Here is an 18586-nt window from a genome sequence, read left to right on the forward strand (position 1 = left end):
TTGGTGGGCTGGGTGGATCTCGTAGTTGTCCGGGCAGGACGCCCGTATGGTGCGGCGACACGAGCTCACGGACGCGCAGTGGCGGAAGATCGAACCTCTCCTGCCCGGTAACGGCAAGCCGGGCGGGCAGTGGGCGGATCACCGCAAGGTGATCAACGGGGTGTTGTTCCGGGCCCGGACCGGGGTGCCCTGGCCTGACCTGCCAGAACGGTACGGCCCCTGGCAGACCGTCTATGAGCGTCATCGTCGCTGGTCGGCCGACGGCACCTGGAAGGCTGTCCTGCGCGAGTTACAGATCGAGGCGGACGCCGCAGACCCGGACGGGGCGCTTGCCCGCAAGGCGGACCGGCGGGAATGGGCCGTGAACATCGACTCGACGTCCTGCCGGGCGCATCAGCACGCGGCCGGGGCGCCTCGCAAGCCCCCGGCCGACTACCCGCAAAAGGGGGCGGGACCCGTGAGGAAGCGGATGGGCGCGAGGCGTTGGGGCGCTCACGGGGCGGGCTGACCAGCAAGGTTCATCTGCTGTCCGACGACCGGGCCCGCCCGCTGCACTGGCTGACCTCGCCCGGTCAGCGAGGTGACAGCCCGATGTTCGCCCCGGTGCTGGACGGCTTGCGCATCCGGCGCCGCGGCACGGGCCGACCACGCAGCCGACCGGACCGGGTGCGCGGCGACAAGGCGTACTCCAGCCGGGACAACCGCGCCTACCTGCGGCGGCGCGGGATCAAGGCCACCATCGCTCAGCCCGATGACCAGCGGGCCCACCGCAAGCACCGGGGACAGGCCGGTGGCCGGCCCCCGGCCTTCGACAAAGCCCAGTACCGCCGTCGCAACGCGGTCGAGCGGTGCGTGAACAAGTGGAAGCAGTTCCGCGCGGTGGCCACCCGCTACGACAAACGCGACTACATCTTCAACGGCACCCTGACCGTCACCGCCATCGTCATCTGGCTCCGCGACACCGTCCAAGAGCCACCAGAAGCCCCCTAGTGGCGAGTCGCTACTCGCTACTCGCTGGTCGCCGTTACTCGTGGCGGAGTTCGGCGGGGCGTACCGCCCGGCGCAGCAGGGGCAGCGAGGCAGCCGCCGCCAGCAGGCAGATGGCGTACACGAGCAGCGGGGTCAGCAGGGGCAGTACGACGGGCATGGCGACCGTCGCCATCATCGAGGCGTACGTCGCGTACAGGCCCATGCCGCCGACTCCGGCGAGCAGGACGGCGGGTGCCAGCGGCAGGGCCGTCTCCAGGAGCAGGGCGCGGCGCAGCACGGACCGCGGCACCCCGGCGGCGGCCTGGGCGGCGAGCGCGCGGCGGCGCGTGGTCAGGGACTCGGCGGTGCCGATCGCCAGGGCGCCGAGGCTGATGGCGAGGGCGAGGAGGAGGCCGAGGCCGGTGAGGTGGTAGCCGCCCAGGTAGTAGTCGGCGTTCTCGGCCAGGATCACACCCGCGGCGGTCTGCGCGCGGGTCAGCTGCCACAGGCCCATGAAGCCGACTGCGACCACCGTCACCAGGAGTACGGAGGCGTGGGTGCGCGAGGCCGCCCACGGGTCCATGCGCAGACGGCCCGCCGCGATCAGCACCGCGGGACGCGACGAGGTGGCGAGGCGCTTGCCGAGCAGCTTGGCGCTGGCGCCCGCGACGCTCACCGCGGCGAGCCCGGACAGCGCGAGCGCCGCCACGAACGCGAGGGGGAACAGCGCGGCCGACGCGCTGCTGCCTCGGATCAGCAGCGCCGCCACCGCGCCGCCGATCGCCAGCATTCCGGCCGCCGTGAAGGCGACACCCGTGGTGCTCCGCTCGGGGCGGGTCCGGCGCACCCAGCCGAGCGGCGAGGCCACGACCCGGCGCAGCGCCAGGACGCTGACCAGCACGGCCACGGCTGGTACGCCGAGCGTCACCACGGCGTAGCCCAGCCAGGCCAGCGGTGGACGCGCGGTGTGGGTGGCGGCCAGCAGGAGCACGACGAAGCCGCACAGGGCGAGCACGGCACCCGCGAGGCAGGCGAACCCTGACTCCAGCGCGGCGATCCGCCGCACCTGGGCCGGGGTCGCCCCGGCGAGCCGCAGCGCGGCCAGCCGCCGGTCGCGGTGGACGGCGCCGAGCCGGGCGCACTGGCCCAGGAAGCCGAGTACCGGGATGAGCAGCCCGAGCAGGGCCACGACCACGCCCATCCGGGTGCCCGCCTCGTCCAGCAGGCCGTTGCCGTACGGGACTTGGGTGTGGCCAGAGACCGTGCCGACGGTGACCGCCGCGAGCCCCAGGAACGTGGCGAGCAGCGCCCCGAGCGCGGTGAGCGAGGTCCGCCACCACTCGCGGCGGTCCGAGCCGCGCAGCAGGGCCCAGGCGAGTGTGGCGTCAGCCCTCATGGCCCGCCTCCGTCACCTGCGGCGCCTCGGTCGGCTGCGCAGTCTCGGCCAGGTCGGGCGCCTCGGCTACTTCGAGCACGGTGCCGTCGCGCAGTTCGACCTCGCGGTCCGCGTAGGCGGCGGTCTGCGCGTCATGGGTGACCAGCAGCACCGCCGTACCCGCCTCGCGTGCCGTGTGCACCAGCGCCGTCATCACCTGCTCACCGGCGAGTGAGTCCAGCGCACCGGTCGGCTCGTCCGCGAACACCGCCTTCGGTTCGGTCACCAACGCCCGGGCCAGCGCGACCCGTTGCGCCTGGCCACCGCTCATCTCGCCGGGCCTCAGCTCCGCCTGGCCCCGTACGCCGAAGCGCTCCAGCCACGCGTCGGCCCGCTCTCGGGCCTGCCCGCGCGAGGTCCCGGCCAGCAGCAGCGGCAGCGCGGCGTTGTCCAGCGCCGTCAGCTCCGGGATCAACTGGCCGAACTGGAAGACCACCCCGAAGTCGGTACGGCGCAGCAGCGTACGGTCCGCCTCGGACAACTGGTCGAGCCTGCGCTGCCCGTAGACGACCGCGCCCTCGTCGGGCGTGACGATCCCCGCCAGGCAGTGCAGCAGCGTCGACTTGCCGCTGCCGCTGGCGCCCGTGACGGCGAGGATCTCGCCCGCGGCGAGCTCGACACAGGCGCCGCGCAGGGCGGCGCCGGTCCTGCCGTAGGTCTTGGTGAGGTCGCGCGCCGCGATCAGGGGCGCCCCCTGCTGCGTACTCATGGGTGCTGGATCTCCTGGGTGAGAGCGGGGAGCCGGCCTGCGGTCGTGGTCATCCAGCGCAGGTCGGCGTCGAGGTGGTGCAGCGCGTAGTCCGCCGAGAGGACGGTCGCCAGGTCCGCGTCCGGGTTCGCCTTGACGGCGGTCAGCTCGCGCATCCGGGCCTTGTGGGCGGCGCGCTGGTCGCGGAGGTACGCGGCCGGGTCGGCCGGTGCTCCGGCCGTCGCGGTGAGGATCGCGACCACGACCTTGGCGAAGATCTCATTGGTCACGAAGGGCGCGGGCGGAGCGATCCGCCCCAGCCAGTCGGCGAGTTCGCGGGCGCCCTCGTCGGTGGCGCGGTAGCGCGTACGCTCCGGGCCGCCGTCGGCGTCGGTGCCCTCGACCTCGGCGAGGCCGTCGCGCACCAGGCGCTGGAGGGTCGTGTAGACCTGCCCGTACGCGAGGGGGCGGGCCTGCGGGAAGCGTGCGTCGTGCCGTCGTTTGAGGTCGTAGCCGTGACTGGGTCCGGTGGCGAGTAGTCCGAGCAGGACATGGCGCGTGCTCATGGGCGTCAGTATGCACTACGTACATGTACTGAGTGAATAGTGGGGCGGCCCTTCGGGAGGGCCTGCGGGAGGGGGCAGCTGGGGCGGGGTGTTAGGCGCTAGTCGTCGGTCTTCGGTTTCTGGGGCTTCTCGGGAAGCACCGCGTACACCTCCACCGACCACAGCGAATAGCCGTACTCCGTGGCCCGCTTGTCGCCCTGGACGCGGATGAAGCGGGCGTCGCGCGCGTCCATCCGGACCACCTCGTGGTCGCCCGCGCCGTCCTTCACCGTCGCCGCCGTACGCCAGGACTTGCCGTCCGCCGACACCTGGACGCGGTACGCCTTCGCGTAGGCGTGCTGCCAGCGCAGGTCGACGCGGCCCAGGTGGACCGGCTCGTCGAGTTCCACCTGCCACCAGGAGTCGTCCTCGGCCGGGGAGGACCAACGGCTCTCCGGGTCACCGTCGTTGGCCGCCGACGCCGGGAAGTCCTTGGTCTCGTCGGCCGATGCCGAGGCCCGCCCGCCGCGCGCGAGGTCGGGCCCTCCGGCGCGGGGAAAGGCCCGCACGGTGAGGGTCTGGGTCTGGTCGCCGAAGGTGAGGGGGACTTCGTACGAGCCCGCCGGGGTGCCCTTGGCGACGGTCACCTCGACGGGGACGGCCACCTCGGCGCCGCGCGGCAGCACGGTCTCCCTGGGGGTACGTACCGTGATGCCCTTCGGGGGCTTCGCCGTCAGCCTGCCGTCCGTCCCGGCGCGGCGCGGCGAGGTGAGCTTGGCTGTCACCCGCACCGGGTCGCCGCCGATCTCGGCGTCGGTCTCGGCGCGCGGCAGCCGGAGTTCGGCGGCCGGGTCGTCCGCGAACCACGGCACCAGGCGCTCGACCTCGCCCGGCTCGCCCTGCCAGGTGACGCGTACCGCGTCAGCGCGCAGCCCGCGCGCGCCGGTCTCCGTCCAGCCGCTGGGGGCGAGCTCGCCGAGCGTGCGCCAGCCCTCGCCCGGCACATGGGCCTCGACGGAGCCCGCCACGCCGGGCGCGGTCAGCGCGGTGATCGCGTCCAGGCGGCGCGGGCGGGGGATACGTACGGTGTACGCGGAGTCGTCCCGCTCGGGCTTCGCCAGCTGGCGGTTCGCGCCGGTCCAGGCCGCGGAGTCCTGCTGGACGCGGTCGAGGAACGGGTCGAGTACGCCCTTGCCGACTGTGGCCCGGCCGGTCTTCACCGCCTCGCGCGCCGCCTTCAGCCCGCGCTCGGCGGTCCAGGCGGCCGCGCCGTCGCCGCGTGACTGCGCGTGCAGCAGGTCCACGGCGTACTCGCCCGCGGTGCCGTAGCGGGCCAACTGCTTCAGCCAGGGCCCGGTTTCGGCGCCGAGCGGGCTGCCCGCGAGGTGCTCAGGGGCTTGCCGCAGGGTGGTGAAGGCGCCGCGCAGCTTCTTGGCCGTGCGGGCGATACGGTCCAGGTCCGCGCTGCCGCGTGCGGTGCGGAACTCCTCGATCAGCGGGCGGAGATACGCCGACTCCTCGTCGCTGAGGATAGACGAGGCGGTGTTGCCCGCCAGCGCGCGGACAGCCTCGCGGATCGCGCCGGCGTCCGCCTCGGTGTCCTTCGACTCCCGTGTCGTCTCGCGCGTCGTCGTGTCAGCCAGGTCGTCGATCGCCGCCCGCCAGGACTCCCGCGGGCGGTACTGCTTGGGGTTCCAGGCGTAGTCGGCGGCCGTGAACAGCGGGATGCGGGAGGCCGCGGCCTGCTCCATCGCGTTGGACAGCACCGCCACCGAACCCGCGGCCACGGCGGGCTCCCGGCCCTGGTAGGGGCCCAGGAAGATCCGGTCCTGTGCGTAGTCGTTGACCGAGTAGTTGTCCATGGTGACCAGCGGATGCTTGAACGCCTCGCGGGCCACGGCCAGTTCGCGCCCCGTGATGGTCTTCGGCACCACGCCGACGCCCGTCCAGGCGATATGCACCCCGCCGTCCAACTCCCGCGCCAGCGCCGTGCGGTACTCGGTCGCGCCTTGCTGGTAGTGCTCCGTCGGCAGCAGCGACAGCGCGGCCGCGTCGCCGTACCGCTCCGCCAGGTGCGCCGTCACCGCGCCCGCGACGCTGGCCTGGGCGGCGGCGGCCGCGTCAGGACCCGAGCCGAACTTGTCGCGGTCGGCTCGGCAGTGCCACTCGCTGTACGAGACGTCCTGGAACTGGAGTTGGAAGGCGCGTACGCCCAGCGCCCACATGGCGTCGATCTTCCGCTTCAGCGCCTTGAGGTCGGTGTCGGACGACAGGCACATCGCCTGACCCGGCGCCACCGCCCAGGCGAGCGTCACATGATTGCGCCGCGCCCGCTCGGCCAGCGCCCGGAACTCGGCGCGCCGCTCGGCCGGGTACGGGTCGCGCCAGCGGGCCTGCCGGTACGGGTCGTCGCCGGGGGCGTACAGATAGCGGTTCTGCTTCGTACGTCCCATGAAGTCGAGCTGAGCCAGGCGCTGTTCACGGGTCCATGGGGTGCCGTAGAAGCCCTCGGTCATGCCGCGTACGGCGGCGGTGGGCCAGTCGCGGATCGTCACGCCCGGCACGGAGCGGTCGGTGATCAGCTGGCGCAGCGTCTGTACGGCGTGGAACAGGCCGTCGTCGCCGACACCGGCCAGGACGACCGTGTCGCGGCCTTCGACCCGGCCCACGGCGACGCGGTAGCCGCCAGGCGGCAGATCCGCGCGCTCCGGGGCCTTCAGGGCGCGCAGCGCGCTCTCCGAGCCGGAGCGGCCCTCGGGTCCCGTACGGGCGGGCTGGCCCCCGGGGCCGCCCGGGGCGGCGCGGGTCGCGCGGCTGGCCCGCTCGTCGCCCACGCGGATCACCAGGCCACGGGCGGGCAGGCGGGCGGGCAGCGCGTCGGCGTCGGACAGCTCGGTGACCTTCCGGGCACCTGCTGTCGCCAGGAGGGTACGGAGCGTGTCGATCGCGTACGGGTCGGCGCCCTCATCGGCGAGCAGGAACACCTCGCCGTCGATCGGGACCGCGGTTCCGGACGCCTGGATCGACTGTGGTTTCGGCCACACTGAGGGGAGTTTCCCGGCTGTTTTCCGGCCCGTTTCGCGGCCTGCCGTGTCCGCCGCGTCGGTGCTCGGGTTTACCGGGTCCGACGGGGCCGCGAGCGCGCCGGGGGCGCTGCCGAGCAGGCCGCCGATGACCGCGGCCACGAGCGCTGCCGCCCCTCTTCCGCACCGGAGCTGCACGGGTTCCCCGCCCTTCTGCGTCAGTCCCCGTCGTGAGGTTCCAGGGAGCAGCTGAGCCCACCATCGCGGTGGTGAGGGTGTCAACGTGGGTGACCGTTGTGTCACGTTTGATCATGAGTGTCGCGGGTTGGTGAGGGTGAACGGGTGTGGCTGGGGAATAACTACCGCAGGCCGGGCGGCGTGTGAGCAGCGCCACATGGCCCGAATGGTGAGCGATCCAGTGGGTAAGGGCCCGCATGGAACCCGCCACCACCACACCCGAGGAGCCCTCCGTGGCCACCACCACTTACCTTGTGCGCGACGCCTACTCCAAACGCCAGGAGACGCGCGACCTGCCTGACCTGTCGCTCGTCTCCGGCCCCGACTCCGGACTGCTCGGCTCCTGCTCCTGCGGATGCCTGGAGCCACCGTTGACCAGCGAGCCGCCGCTGGCCGACGCCGCCCCCTTGACCAGTGAGCCGCCGCTGGCCGACGCCGCGCCGCTCACCAGCGAGCCCACCGCCACCGGTACCGCGTCCTTTCTGGACCCCTCGGCGTACTAGATGCCTCGACCCCGCGAGCGGGAGCCCGGTGCTGAGCCCCTTGACCTGCTGGCCGCGCGGTACGGCGTGGCCACCTCCTACGAGCCGTCCCCTGGCCGGACGGTACGGGCCGAACCCGCGGCGGTCGTCGCCGTGCTCGCCGCGTTGGGCGTGGACGCGAGCACACCCGACGCGATACGCGCCGCGCTGACCGCACGCGAAGCCGAACTCCGCGAGCGGCTCCTGCCGCCGACTCTGGTGGCCTGGGCGCCGGTTGGGCCGGTTGGGCCCGTTGCGTCGGGTGAGCCGGTTGCTCCGGTTGAGCCGTCGCCCGAGCTGGTCTCGCCTCCGCTTGGCGCGCTGGAGAAGCTTGCCGGGCTGCCGACGGGCACCCGGCTGTGGGTGCGTACCGAGCAGGGGGACGCGGCCGGTTGGGTGGTCCCGGAGGCATCTGGGGGCTGTGGGGCGCCAGGGACGTCTGAGGCGGCTGGGGTGTCCGGCGCCTCCGGTGACGGCGTCGGCGGGCCGCGGCTGCCGTTAGGGGTGCACGAGGTGGGGGCGGAGGCCCCCGACGGGCGGCGCGCTCAGGCATACCTCGTCGTCGCGCCCGAGCGGATGCCCGCGCCGGGAGAGCGCGCGCACGGGCTGCTCGTGCAGCTGTACTCGCTGCTCTCGCGGCGTTCCTGGGGCATGGGTGACCTCGGCGACCTCGCCGATCTCGCCGCCTGGTCGGGGCGGGCGCTCGGCACCGGCTTCGTCCAGGTCAACCCGTTACACGCGAGCGTCCCCGGGGGCCCCGGCGGGCCGACCGACCCCTCGCCGTACCGCCCCTCATCGCGCCGCTTCCCCGACCCCGTACATCTGCGCGTCGAGGACATCCCCGAGTACGTCTATCTGGCACCCGAGGCCCGCCAGGAGGCCGCCGAGCTGCTCGCGCGGGCCGCCATCCTGCGTCAAGGCGTGCTGAACGAGGGCGCGTTGATCGACCGCGACGCGGTGTGGGCGCTCAAGTCCCGGGCCCTGGAGCTGCTACGCGAGGTCCCGCTGAGCCCCGGCCGACGCGCCGCCTACTGTGACTTCCTCGCCGAGCAGGGCGAGCCCCTGGAGGCCTACGCCACCTGGTGCGCACTCGCCGAGCGGTACGGCTCCGACTGGCCCTCCTGGCCGTCGCCCCTGCGCGATCCCGCATCTCCCGGCACCGCCCGCGCCCGGGCCGGGCTGATGGAGCGGATCGACTTCCACTGCTGGCTCGGCTGGCTCACCGACGCCCAGCTCGCCGCCGCCCAACGCGCCGCGCTCGACGCCGGGATGGCGATCGGGCTCGTCCACGACCTCGCAGTAGGCGTCCATCCCGGCGGCGCGGACGCGTGGGCGCGGCGGGAGTTCTTCGCCGCGGGGATGTCGGTGGGCGCCCCGCCCGACGCGTTCAGCGCGGACGGTCAGGACTGGGGGCTGCCGCCCTGGCGTCCGGACGCGCTGGCCGCCTCCGGCTACGCCCCCTTCCGCGACCTGCTACGCGGGCTGCTACGGCACGCGGGAGCGCTGCGTATCGACCATGTGATGGGCCTGTTCCGGCTCTGGTGGGTGCCCGCCGGCCGCCCGCCGACCGAGGGTGCCTATGTTCACTACGACGCCGACGCGATGCTCGCCGTCCTCGCCCTGGAGGCCCACCGCGCCGGGGCCGCCGTCATCGGCGAGGACCTCGGCACCGTGGCGCCGGGCGTCCGCGAGGCGCTGGCCGCCCGGGGCGTCCTGGGCACGTCGGTGCTGTGGTTCGAGCGCGACTGGGACGGTACGGGGCGGCCGCTGCCCCCAGACCGCTGGCGCGCCGACTGCCTGGCCACCGTCACCACCCACGACCTGCCGCCCACCGCCGCCCGCCTCAGCGGTGAACACATCAGGCTGCACCAGCGGCTCGGCCTGCTGACCGGGCCGCTGTCGCGGGCCACGGCCGAGGGCGCGGCGGAGACGGGGGAGTGGCTGGCGGTGCTGGCCAGGCTGGGACTGCTGCCGGGCGGCCGCGGTGCGCGGGGCGAGGAGGAGAAGATCCGGGCCGTCTACCGCTTCCTGGCGCGCACCCCGGCCCGGATGGTCGGCGTCTGGTTACCGGACGCGGTCGGCGACCGCCGCCCGCAGAACGTCCCCGGCACCTGGCGTACGTACCCGAACTGGCGCCTCCCCATCGCCGACGCCACCGGCCGCGCGGTCACCCTGGAGGAACTCGCCGCCTCGCCCCGGCTGCACCGGCTGATGGCGGAGCTACGCGGTCTCTGAGAGCCCCGAACGGCACCCCGGGCGCGCGGCGCGTGGGGGCGTTCGCTACGTTGGCACTGTGGACAAGAAGAATGCCCTGCGCGCCGGCGCCGTAGCAGCCGGTACGACGCTGATGATGCTGCTCATGACGTCCCCCGCGCTCGCGCTGACCCGCGACGACGGCGACGACCCGGCTCCCAAGCTGAGCGTGATGGAGACCCTCGGCCTGTACGTCGCGGCTCCGATCGCCCTCTTCCTGCTGATCGCGGGCCTGGTGATGGTCGGCGACAAGTCGAAGGACCGGCAGCCGAAGCCGCAGAAGCAGGGCTGACGGCCCGGCCCACACCCGCACGTCGCGCCGAGGGCGCCCCTCCTGAGTGAGGGGCGCCCTCGGCGCGTTTCGCGTTCCTTGTTCCCTCCGATTGTTCAGTTCAACTGAAAAGAACGGTCAGAAGATTTCGATGGACCTAACAGGACGGAGCCTGCGACGGTAGCCGCACACCACCTCACCACCACAGCCCCCAGCCGGGGGAGAGAGCAGGGGGATACTCCGTGGCGATCCTGGACCACGTCCGCGGCAGCGAGCCGACCGAGCGCGTACGGCGGCGGTCCACGGGGCCGAGGCCAGGGAAGCGCCGGGCCGCCCAGGCGGCCTCCGCCGCCTCCGCCTCCGGCCTCGGCCTCGTCCTCGCGGCCCTCGCCACGGTCGTCTGGTCCGGCAGCTTCGTCACCTCCCGCGCCCTCGCCGACACCGTCCCACCCGTCCAGCACGCCTTCTGGCGCTGGATCATCGCCCTGATCGCCGTCGCCCCCTTCGCGACCCGCGCGGCCTGGCGTCAGCGGGACCTGATCCGCCGCCACATCGGATACCTGACCCTTGCGGCGTTCCTCGGCGTCGCCACGTACAACACCCTGGTCAACCAGGCCGGGATCTCCACGTCCGCCGGAAACATGGCCATGATCATGGCCGCGTCCCCGGTCCTGATGGCCCTGTATGAGCGCCTCGGTGGCACCCGGCTCGGCGCCCGCCGCGCCCTCGGCATGCTCATCGCCTGCGCCGGGGTGCTGCTGCTGGTCAGCAAGGGCTCTCTGGCGATGGACTTCACCACCGGCGACCTGTGGATGCTGGCCGCCGCGCTGTCCTTCGCCTCCTACAGCGCCCTGCTGCGCGGCAGGCCCGCCGGGCTCGGCGGCCTCGCCTTCCTGTTCACCACCTTCGCGCTCGGCGCCGTGATGCTCGCCCCCTGCTACGGCGTGAGCCTTGCCGTCCAGGGTGGCTTCGAGGTCACCACGGGCACGGTCGGCCCGCTGCTGTACGTGGGCGTGGTCTCGTCGGCCGTCGCCTTCTTCGCCTGGAACAAGGCGATCACGCTCATCGGCGCGGCCCGCGCGGGCGTCATCTACTACCTACAGCCGGTGTGCGTCGCGGCCCTGTCCTTCGCGATCCTCGGCGAGTCGGTCGGCGTGCTCCAGGGGGCCTGCATGGCACTGATCCTGGGCGGCGTGATCCTGGCCTCGGCCCGCGCCCGGTGAGCTGGGCCCAGGCCTGTGGGGTTCCCACAGATCTGGGCAGGGGAGGCTGGCCGAAGGCTGTCGCGTCTGAACGGATGGGGTGGGTGAGGATAGGTGGGTGCCTGATCTCGTGGACCCCGCTGCCCTGGACCCCGCTGCCCTGGACTCCGCTTTGCTGGACCCCGCGTCCTTGGCCCCCGCCCCCGCCCCCGCCCCCGCTCTCCTGGACCCGGCCGACGCTGACTTCGCCCGCGACCCGTATCCGTACTACGCACGGCTGCGCGCCCAGGGCCCGGCGGTACGGACTCCGCTGTCCAACGGGACCCACGCCTGGCTGGTGACCGGCTACCAGGCCGCGCGCGCGGTGCTGGCCGACCCCCGGTTCTCCAACGTCCCGGCGCCTCGCGCGGGGCGGCCCAAGCCCGACTCGGCGGCCGAGCGGGCCCGGGCCTGCCTGGCGCGGCACATGCTCAACCTCGACGCCCCCGACCACAACCGGCTGCGGCGGCTGGTGACGGGAGCGTTCACGCCGCGCCGGGTGGACGCGTTGCGCCCGCGGATCGAGGGTCTTGTCGGGCCGCTGGTGGCGGACGTACGGGCGCGGCTTGACCGGGACGGTGTCGCCGACCTGGTGGACACGTTCGCCTTCCCGCTGCCGGTGCTGGTGATCGCCGAGCTGCTTGGCATACCCGAGGCGGACCGAACGAGCCTGCGGGAGTGGACGTACCGGGTCGGATCGCCCGCCGACTCCCTCGCGCCCGGTGAGGTGGAGGAGGCGTGGGGGAGTCTGCACGGCTACTTCACCGAGCTGATCGCCCAGAAGCGGCGCTCCCCGGGCGATGACCTGTTCAGCGTGCTGGTGCACGAGGAGCGGGAAGGGGCACTTGATGACGGCGAGTTGCTGGCGCTGGCGTTCCTGCTGCTCTTCGCGGGCTACGAGACGACCATGAACCTGCTGTCGTCCGCCGCCCTGCTGCTGATCACCCACCGTGACGAGCTCGCCGCCGCGCGGCGCGAGGGTACGCGGCGCTGGGACGCCGTCGTCGAGGAGACGCTGCGGCACGCCAGCCCGCTGGAGGGCGCGACCTGGCGGCGTACGACGGAGGAGGTCGACCTCGGCGCGGGGGCGCTCATCCCGGCCGGGGAGTCGGTCCTGGTGGTGCTGGCCGCCGCCAGCCGTGACCCCGCGTCCTTCGACGCGCCGGACGACTTCAGGCCTGCGCGCTATCTGAGTGGTGCGGGCCGGGCGGCGGGACATATGGCGTTCGGGCATGGCGCGCATGTGTGCCTGGGCGCGCGCCTGGCGCGGCTGGAGGCGGGCGTCGCGCTGCCGATGCTGTTCGACGCGCTGCCGAAGCTCGGCCTCGCGGATGACGTCGCCGAGGTTCCGTACCGCCCGGGTCTGCTCGTACGGGGCCCACGGGTCCTCCGCGTCAGGACCTGAACGGACAGCGGAACGGGATAGGTTGCGGCGCGTGAGCGAGTGGGACATCAAGAAGCTGCGGATCCTGCGCACGTTGAGCGAGCGGGGGACCGTGACCGCGACGGCCCAGGAGCTGCTGATGACACCGTCCGCGGTGTCCCAGCAGCTCAGCAGCCTCGCCCGGCAGCTCGGCGTCCCGCTGCTCGAAGCACGGGGGCGGCGGGTCCGGCTGACGGACGCCGCCCATCTCGTACTCCGGCACGCGGAGGTCGTGTTCGCCCAACTGGAGCGGGCCGACGGGGAGTTGGCCGCGTACGCACGCGGAGAGGCCGGGGAGGTGCGGGTCGGCGCGTTCTCCACGGCGGTGCCCGCCCTGGTCGTCCCGGCCGTACGCCACCTGCGTACCGAAGCGCCCGCCCTGGAGGTACGGGTCCGCGAGGCCGAGGCCGCCCAGGCGTACGAACTCCTCGCGGGCGGCGCCGTGGACCTGGCCCTGTCGCTGGCCGCGCACGCGCCCACCGCGCGGGACCCCAAGTTCACCCGCGTCCCGCTGCTCGCCGACCCCCTGGATGTCGCGCTCCCGGTGGACCACCCACTGGCCGGGGCGGAGTCGGTACGGCTCGCCGATCTCGCCGAAGAGCAGTGGATCTTCGGCGGCAGCGGCCCCTGGTCCGAGATCACCACCACCGCCTGCGAAGCGGCCGGTTTCGTCCCCGAACAGGCCCACAGCGCGGCCGGCTGGACCGCGATCCTGGCCATGGTGGAAGCCGGAATGGGCGTCGCCCTGGTCCCCCGCATGGCCGTCGCCGGACGCCAGTCGGGCGTCACGGTACGCGTCCTGACCGGCGACCGCCCCCGCCGCCACGTAGTAGCCGCCGTACGCCGAGGCGCGGACCAGGCCCCCACCGTGGCCCGCGTCCTGACCGCCCTTCAGGCGGCGGCCCCGGGCCACCACGAAGTGAACGCCCGCAGTGCCACGGGCTGGGGAACAGGGCACGGCCTCCCGCCCCGGGTGAGGAAAACAACTGGGTGAGTGTTCCGGGGATCTCACGGTATGTGAGCTTAGAGAGGGTGCCGCAAACGATCATTTTCGGGCAGGGTTGATCCGCTCGTGCCCCCCACAACCGTTCACCGGAGACTTGATGAACCGCAGCCTCACCCCCTTCGACGAGTCCCAAGTCCCCCTCTACTACTCACGCAAGACCGCGGACATCCTCTACAAGTACGGCCCAGGGCCCCGCGTCCACTACCACATGGGCCTCTTCGAGCCGGGTGCGGCACCCAACACCACCGTCTCCCAACACTCCCTGAAGCGCCGGATCGTGGCGTCCCAGGAGGCCATCGTCGAACACGCGGCGCGTAGTTGGGGTGCCCACCAGGCCGCTCCGGGCTCGGTCCTGGACATAGGCTGCGGTCTCGGCGGCGGCTCGATCTACTGGGCGCAGGAGCACGGAGCCACCGTCACCGGCCTCACCGTCGCGGCCGAGCACCTCCCCGTCATCGCGGGCTTCGCCCGCCAGGCGGGAGTCGCCGGGCAGGTCACCCCGCTGCTCGCCGACGTCCACCAGTACACCGCAGACCGGCTGTTCGACGCCGCGTACGCCAACGAGTCCTCCGGGTACATGGACCGCGAGCGGCTCTTTCAGGTCGTCGCCAAGTCGCTGAAGCCGGGCGGCTGGTTCGGCATCCAGGAGCACTTCATCTGCCGTCCGGAGTGGACCGAGTTCATCGACGGCTACTACAAGACCCGACTGGGCACGCTGACCGAGTACATCACCGCCGCCGAGGCCGCGGGCTTCGAGCTGGAGCAGGACGAGGACGTCACCGACCGGGTCGCCGAGTTCTGGGTGCAGTCCATGGCTTGGAACACCGCTGAACTGGAGCGCGTCGAGCGCGGCGGCGCCCCTGAGCGCCTCGCCTGGAGCCGCGAGCGGCTCACCGAGTCGGCGCTGACCCACGGCAAGCTGTTCCGCATCTGGCGCGACCACGCACTGGAGACCCGGCTGCTGATGTTCCGCCTCGCGGGCGGGCCCGGAGGCCGCTGAATCATGCCTCCCGTGTACGCCGCCGATACCGCCCCGTCCCGCATCGGCTGGGAACTCCCGCCGTTCTACTGTCCGTTCAACGAGCAACTGATCCACCCCAAGGCGGCGGAGCTCGAAACCCGCGCCATCGAGTGGATCGACGCCTTCGGCATCTACTCCGACGCGACCGAGCGGGCCTGGGGTCTGGCCACCCACAGCACCGACTTCACCTCGCGGATCATCCCGTACGGCGACGTGGAACCGATCCTGCTCTTCGTCGAGTGGAACTACTGGGCCAACGCGGTCGACGACTGGCAGGACTCCGGAGACACCGCTACCAGGACGGCCGCCATCGCCGACCACAGCGTACGGCTGGTCCGCTCCATCGAGGCACCCGGCTCGTCCCTGTTGCCGCCGGGCCCGCTCACCACCGCGCTGGACGACCTGGTCGCCCGCACCCGGGCCATGCTCACGCCCTCCCAGCTGCGCCGTTTCACGGAGGGCACCCGGGACTGGCTTTTCGGCGCGGGCTGGCAGACCGCCAACGCCGAACTCGATGTGATGCCCTCGCTCAACGACTTCTGCGCCATGCGGATGTCGGTCAACGGTACGCGCTTCACGCTGACCTGGTGCGATGCCGCGAACGGCATTCACGTACCGGCCGATGTGCTGTACTCGGCACCCGTCCAGGCGCTCACCGACGCCGCCGGCTTCATCGTGAGCTGCGACAACGACCTGTTCTCCTACAACAAGGAGGACCACCTGAACCCCTGGGAGCAGAACCTGCTCAACGTCGTCGCGCAGCACCAGGGGTGTACCCCGGCAGAGGCGATGCCAGCCGCGGTGGCCCTACGGGACCGGGCGATGACGCTCTTCGTACGGCTGCGGGAGCAGCTGTACGCCGGGGCAGGGGACGATCTGCGGCGCTATCTGGACTCGCTGGGGCACTACGTGTCCGGGTGCATCGAATGGCAGAACCTGGCGCCGCGCTATACCAGCCCGCGTAACCGTAACGCGCTCCCCGTGGAAGGGGCTTCGTACGACGTGACGTGGCGCGACACACCGAGCGACCCCGAGCAGGGGCCGCCGCCGATTCCGGCGATCGCGTGGTGGTGGGCCCAGCTGCGGTGACCTTCGCCCCGCGGGACGGGCTGAAAGACCAGCCCGTCCCGCGGGCGACAGGTCACCGCCTGGCGAACAGCCGCGCCCACCACGAGCGCCGCACCGGCTCCGGCGCGAGGGCCGCGGGCGGTGGCGCCGCGGGCGGGGGCGCCGCGGCAGCCGGGAGGGGCTCCGCCACCGGCGGGCGAGGCAGGGGCGTGGCGCCGGTACGGCTGCCCAGTGGTGTGAAGGTGACCGGCAGCGCCACCAGACGGCGCGACATCAGCGTCGAGTCATAGCGCAACTCGTCCTCCGGCACCCCGAGCCGCAGATCTGGCAGTCGCGACGTCAGCGCGTCAATCCCGGTGTCCGCGATCGCCCGCCCGACATCCTGTCCGGGACATTCGTGCGGCCCCCCGCTGAAGGCGAGGTGGGAGCGGTTGCCGTGCACCGGGCTGGTCAGGTCGGGCCGGATCTCCGGGTCGGTGTTGCCTGCGGCCAGGCCGAGCAGCAGCATGTCCCCGGCCTTGATCCGCTGCCCGCCGAGCATGGTGTCTCCGGTCGCCCAGCGGCCCAGGATCGTGGTGAGCGGTGGTTCGTCCCACAGCACCTGCTCCAGCGCGTCGGGCAGCGTCATATGCCCGCCGGACAGGTGCGCCCGGAAGCGGCGGTCGGTGAGCATCATGCGCAGGGTGTTCGCGATCAGGTTGGCGGTCGTCTCGAAGGCCGCGATCACCACGAGCCGCAGGTGCTCGATGATCTCCGCATCGGTCAGCGACGCGCTGTGCTCAAGGAGCCAGGACGTGAAGTCGTGGCCGGGCGAAGCTCGTTTGGCCTCCAACAGCTGGCGCAGCGCGACCGAGAGATACTCGTTACTGGCGATGGCCGTGTCAGTGCCCCGGGTCATGTCACGCGCGGCCTGCACCAGGCGCGGACCGTAGCTGTCGGGCGCGCCGACCAACTGGGTCATCACCAGCATCGGCAGCGGCTCGGCGAAGTCGGCGACCAGGTCGGCCCGGCCTGCCTCGGCGAACTTGTCGATCAGCTGACCGGCGAAGCGCGTCACATAGCGGCGGATGCCCCGCCGGTCGAACCGCTCCAGGGACTCGGTGACCGCCCCGCGCAGCCGCTCGTGGTCGGTGCCGTCCGCGAAGTTGCACACCGGCTGCCAGGCCGCGACAGGGGTCAGCGGATGGTCGGCCGGTACGTTCCCCTCCTGCATATCGCGCCAGCGGCGGGAGTCCCGCGAGAAGCGCGAGGGGGTACGGGCCACGTCCAGGTTCTCGCGGTGCCCGAGCACCAGCCACGCGGGCAGGTCCCCCTGCACCAGCACGGGGGCCACCGTGCCGTGTTCGGCGCGCAGCGCTTCGTACAGGCCGCGCGGATCGGCCTCGGCCTCGGGCCCGTACAGCCTGCGCAGTCCCTCGGGGCTCATGGCGTGAGCCGGGCACCCCGGCGGCGGCGTCCCGCCGGACGGCACCGGGGTGGCGGGTTCGGGGCTGGTCACGAGGCCTCCGTGGTCGCGGCGAGGGACTGCAGGTAGCGCATCAGGGCCATCAGGACGTCCCGGCTCGAAGCGCGTGAGCGGGCGTCGCAGGCGACGATCGGTACCGACGCCGGCAGGTCGAGCGCGCCGCGCAGTTCCTCGATGGGGTGCTCGGGGGCGTCCGGGAAGGAGTTGACGGCGACCACGAACGGCACGCCGCGTTCCTCCAGGCGCCCGATGACGTCGAAGCTGACTTCGAGGCGGCGGGTGTCGACCAGCACCACCGCGCCGAGCGCGCCCTCGAACAGGCCGCGCCACAGGAACCAGAAGCGCTCCTGGCCCGGAGTGCCGAACAGGTACAGGACCAGCTCGTCGTTGATGCTGATCCGGCCGAAGTCCATCGCCACGGTGGTGGTGGACTTACGCTCCACACCCGCCGTGTCGTCGACGCCGACCCCGGCCTGGGTCATGGTCTCCTCGGTGGTCAGCGGCCTGATCTCGCTGACCGACCCGACCAGTGTGGTCTTGCCGACGCCGAAGCCGCCGACGATCACCACCTTGACCGCGGCGGTGGCCGTCTCCGGCAGCACATCCTCACTCCGCGGCCCCACGGTCGGCTCAGAGCTTCTGAAGTCCATCGATCACTGCCTCAATCAACGCGATGTCGGGGAGTTTGGCGGGCGGTACGGGCGGCCGCGAGGTCACCCGCTGGTCGGCGAGCAGATCACTGAGCAGTACGGTCACCACGCTCACCGGCAGCCCCAGGTACGCGGAGATCTCGGCGACCGAAAGCGGCCGCTGGCACAGCCGTACGATCGCCGCCTGCTCCGGCTGCATCCCCGGGCCCGGACCTGATGTGGCCACGATCAGGGTGACCAGGTCGAGCGCGGTCGGGGCCGACGAGCCGCTGCGGCCCCCGGTGATCACATAGAGCCGTTCCGGGCCGCCCTCGTCCCAGGCCTGGCCCGGGCCAGGCTGGGTCACCTGGCGGCCTGCCCGTCCTGCCGGGGCGGGCTGCTCAGGTGCTCTCCGATCCGCAGTACGAGGTCCCGCATCCGCTGACCCATCAGTCCCGCGTCCACACCCTCGTCGGCCAGGACGGCGAGGTAGGCACCGGCGCCCGCCGCCATCAGATAGAAGAAGCCGCCGTTCATCTCGATGACGACAAGCCGCATCTGGCCGTCGCTGTCCGGGAGTTCGGCCGCGACCGCGCCCGCGAGGCTCTGTAGCCCCGCGCAGGCGGCGGCCAGCCGGTCCGCTGAGTCGGTGTCCGCGCCGAACTGGGCCATCCGCAGGCCGTCGGCGGAGAGCACGACCACCTGCCGGGTCTGTGGCACGCCCTCTGCCAGGTCCTTGAGCATCCAGTCCATGTTGGTGTGGCTGGCGTGGCTCCCCGGGTGGCCCTGCT

Annotated in this window: 17 protein-coding genes; 9 read left to right on the forward strand and 8 right to left on the reverse strand. The window is 72.7% G+C overall.

Annotated features, from left to right (window positions below; all coding sequences use genetic code 11):
* Positions 1 to 46 precede the first annotated feature (46 nt).
* Positions 47 to 990 (forward strand): IS5 family transposase gene (locus GCN81_RS14760; RefSeq protein WP_407697943.1). Its coding sequence is split into 2 segments (ribosomal slippage): positions 47 to 475 and positions 478 to 990, totalling 942 coding nucleotides; the frame shifts between segments, so codons are not numbered across the junction.
* Positions 991 to 1024: 34 nt separating this feature from the next.
* Here GCN81_RS14760 and GCN81_RS14765 read toward each other — a convergent pair.
* From GCN81_RS14765 to GCN81_RS14780, 4 genes are all read right to left on the reverse strand, one after another.
* Positions 1025 to 2365, reverse strand: coding sequence for an FtsX-like permease family protein (locus GCN81_RS14765; protein ID WP_156725067.1), 1341 nt, complete (start codon positions 2363 to 2365; stop codon positions 1025 to 1027).
* Positions 2355 to 3113, reverse strand: a complete 759-nt coding sequence (locus GCN81_RS14770) for an ABC transporter ATP-binding protein (protein WP_156725068.1) — start codon at positions 3111 to 3113, stop codon at positions 2355 to 2357. The genes GCN81_RS14765 and GCN81_RS14770 overlap by 11 nt, the downstream gene beginning before the upstream one ends.
* Positions 3110 to 3658, reverse strand: coding sequence for a PadR family transcriptional regulator (locus GCN81_RS14775; protein WP_156725069.1), 549 nt, complete (start codon positions 3656 to 3658; stop codon positions 3110 to 3112). The genes GCN81_RS14770 and GCN81_RS14775 overlap by 4 nt, the downstream gene beginning before the upstream one ends.
* Positions 3659 to 3756: 98 nt before the next feature.
* On the reverse strand, positions 3757 to 6822 hold the full coding sequence (locus tag GCN81_RS14780; RefSeq protein WP_407697970.1) for a beta-N-acetylglucosaminidase domain-containing protein: 3066 nt from the start codon (positions 6820 to 6822) through the stop codon (positions 3757 to 3759).
* 308 nt (positions 6823 to 7130) lie between these two features.
* Between GCN81_RS14780 and GCN81_RS14785 the strand changes: the two genes are divergently transcribed.
* The 8 genes from GCN81_RS14785 to GCN81_RS14820 all read left to right on the forward strand — a co-directional run bounded on the left by GCN81_RS14785 (position 7131) and on the right by GCN81_RS14820 (position 15722).
* Positions 7131 to 7400 (forward strand): hypothetical protein, encoded by a 270-nt coding sequence (locus tag GCN81_RS14785; protein WP_156725071.1) that lies wholly within the window; start codon positions 7131 to 7133, stop codon positions 7398 to 7400.
* The gene (gene malQ, locus GCN81_RS14790) at positions 7401 to 9653 is read left to right on the forward strand and encodes a 4-alpha-glucanotransferase (protein ID WP_156725072.1); all 2253 of its coding nucleotides are present in this window, start codon (positions 7401 to 7403) and stop codon (positions 9651 to 9653) included.
* A 58-nt stretch (positions 9654 to 9711) separates the two neighbouring features.
* On the forward strand, positions 9712 to 9963 hold the full coding sequence (locus tag GCN81_RS14795) for a hypothetical protein (RefSeq protein WP_156725073.1): 252 nt from the start codon (positions 9712 to 9714) through the stop codon (positions 9961 to 9963).
* 221 nt (positions 9964 to 10184) lie between these two features.
* Positions 10185 to 11165 carry a DMT family transporter gene (locus GCN81_RS14800; RefSeq protein ID WP_156725074.1) on the forward strand — a complete coding sequence of 327 codons (981 nt, stop codon included), beginning with the start codon at positions 10185 to 10187 and terminating at the stop codon, positions 11163 to 11165.
* Between the two features lie 97 nt (positions 11166 to 11262).
* The gene (locus GCN81_RS14805) at positions 11263 to 12588 is read left to right on the forward strand and encodes a cytochrome P450 family protein (RefSeq protein ID WP_231626730.1); all 1326 of its coding nucleotides are present in this window, start codon (positions 11263 to 11265) and stop codon (positions 12586 to 12588) included.
* 31 nt (positions 12589 to 12619) lie between these two features.
* Positions 12620 to 13600: a LysR family transcriptional regulator gene (locus tag GCN81_RS14810; protein WP_156725075.1), complete on the forward strand. Its 981-nt coding sequence runs from the start codon at positions 12620 to 12622 to the stop codon at positions 13598 to 13600.
* Positions 13601 to 13709: 109 nt separating this feature from the next.
* Positions 13710 to 14612, forward strand: coding sequence for a methyltransferase domain-containing protein (locus GCN81_RS14815; protein ID WP_156725076.1), 903 nt, complete (start codon positions 13710 to 13712; stop codon positions 14610 to 14612).
* Positions 14613 to 14615: 3 nt separating this feature from the next.
* On the forward strand, positions 14616 to 15722 hold the full coding sequence (locus GCN81_RS14820; RefSeq protein WP_156725077.1) for a terpene synthase family protein: 1107 nt from the start codon (positions 14616 to 14618) through the stop codon (positions 15720 to 15722).
* Between the two features lie 52 nt (positions 15723 to 15774).
* Here GCN81_RS14820 and GCN81_RS14825 read toward each other — a convergent pair whose 3' ends face one another.
* From GCN81_RS14825 to GCN81_RS14840, 4 genes are read right to left on the reverse strand one after another with little or no spacing between them, the layout of a single operon-like run.
* Positions 15775 to 17199, reverse strand: coding sequence for a cytochrome P450 (locus GCN81_RS14825; RefSeq protein WP_156725078.1), 1425 nt, complete (start codon positions 17197 to 17199; stop codon positions 15775 to 15777).
* Positions 17196 to 17816 carry a GTP-binding protein gene (locus GCN81_RS14830; protein WP_156725079.1) on the reverse strand — a complete coding sequence of 207 codons (621 nt, stop codon included), beginning with the start codon at positions 17814 to 17816 and terminating at the stop codon, positions 17196 to 17198. Before GCN81_RS14830 ends, GCN81_RS14825 begins: the two co-directional genes overlap by 4 nt.
* Positions 17797 to 18162 (reverse strand): DUF742 domain-containing protein, encoded by a 366-nt coding sequence (locus GCN81_RS14835; protein ID WP_156725080.1) that lies wholly within the window; start codon positions 18160 to 18162, stop codon positions 17797 to 17799. Before GCN81_RS14835 ends, GCN81_RS14830 begins: the two co-directional genes overlap by 20 nt.
* A complete protein-coding gene (locus GCN81_RS14840; RefSeq protein ID WP_156725090.1) occupies positions 18159 to 18548 on the reverse strand; it encodes a roadblock/LC7 domain-containing protein in 390 nt (129 codons plus the stop codon). The genes GCN81_RS14835 and GCN81_RS14840 overlap by 4 nt, the downstream gene beginning before the upstream one ends.
* Positions 18549 to 18586: the final 38 nt, after the last annotated feature.

The organism is Streptomyces apocyni, assembly GCF_009739465.1.
GTDB classification, from domain to species: Bacteria; Actinomycetota; Actinomycetes; order Streptomycetales; family Streptomycetaceae; genus Streptomyces; species Streptomyces apocyni.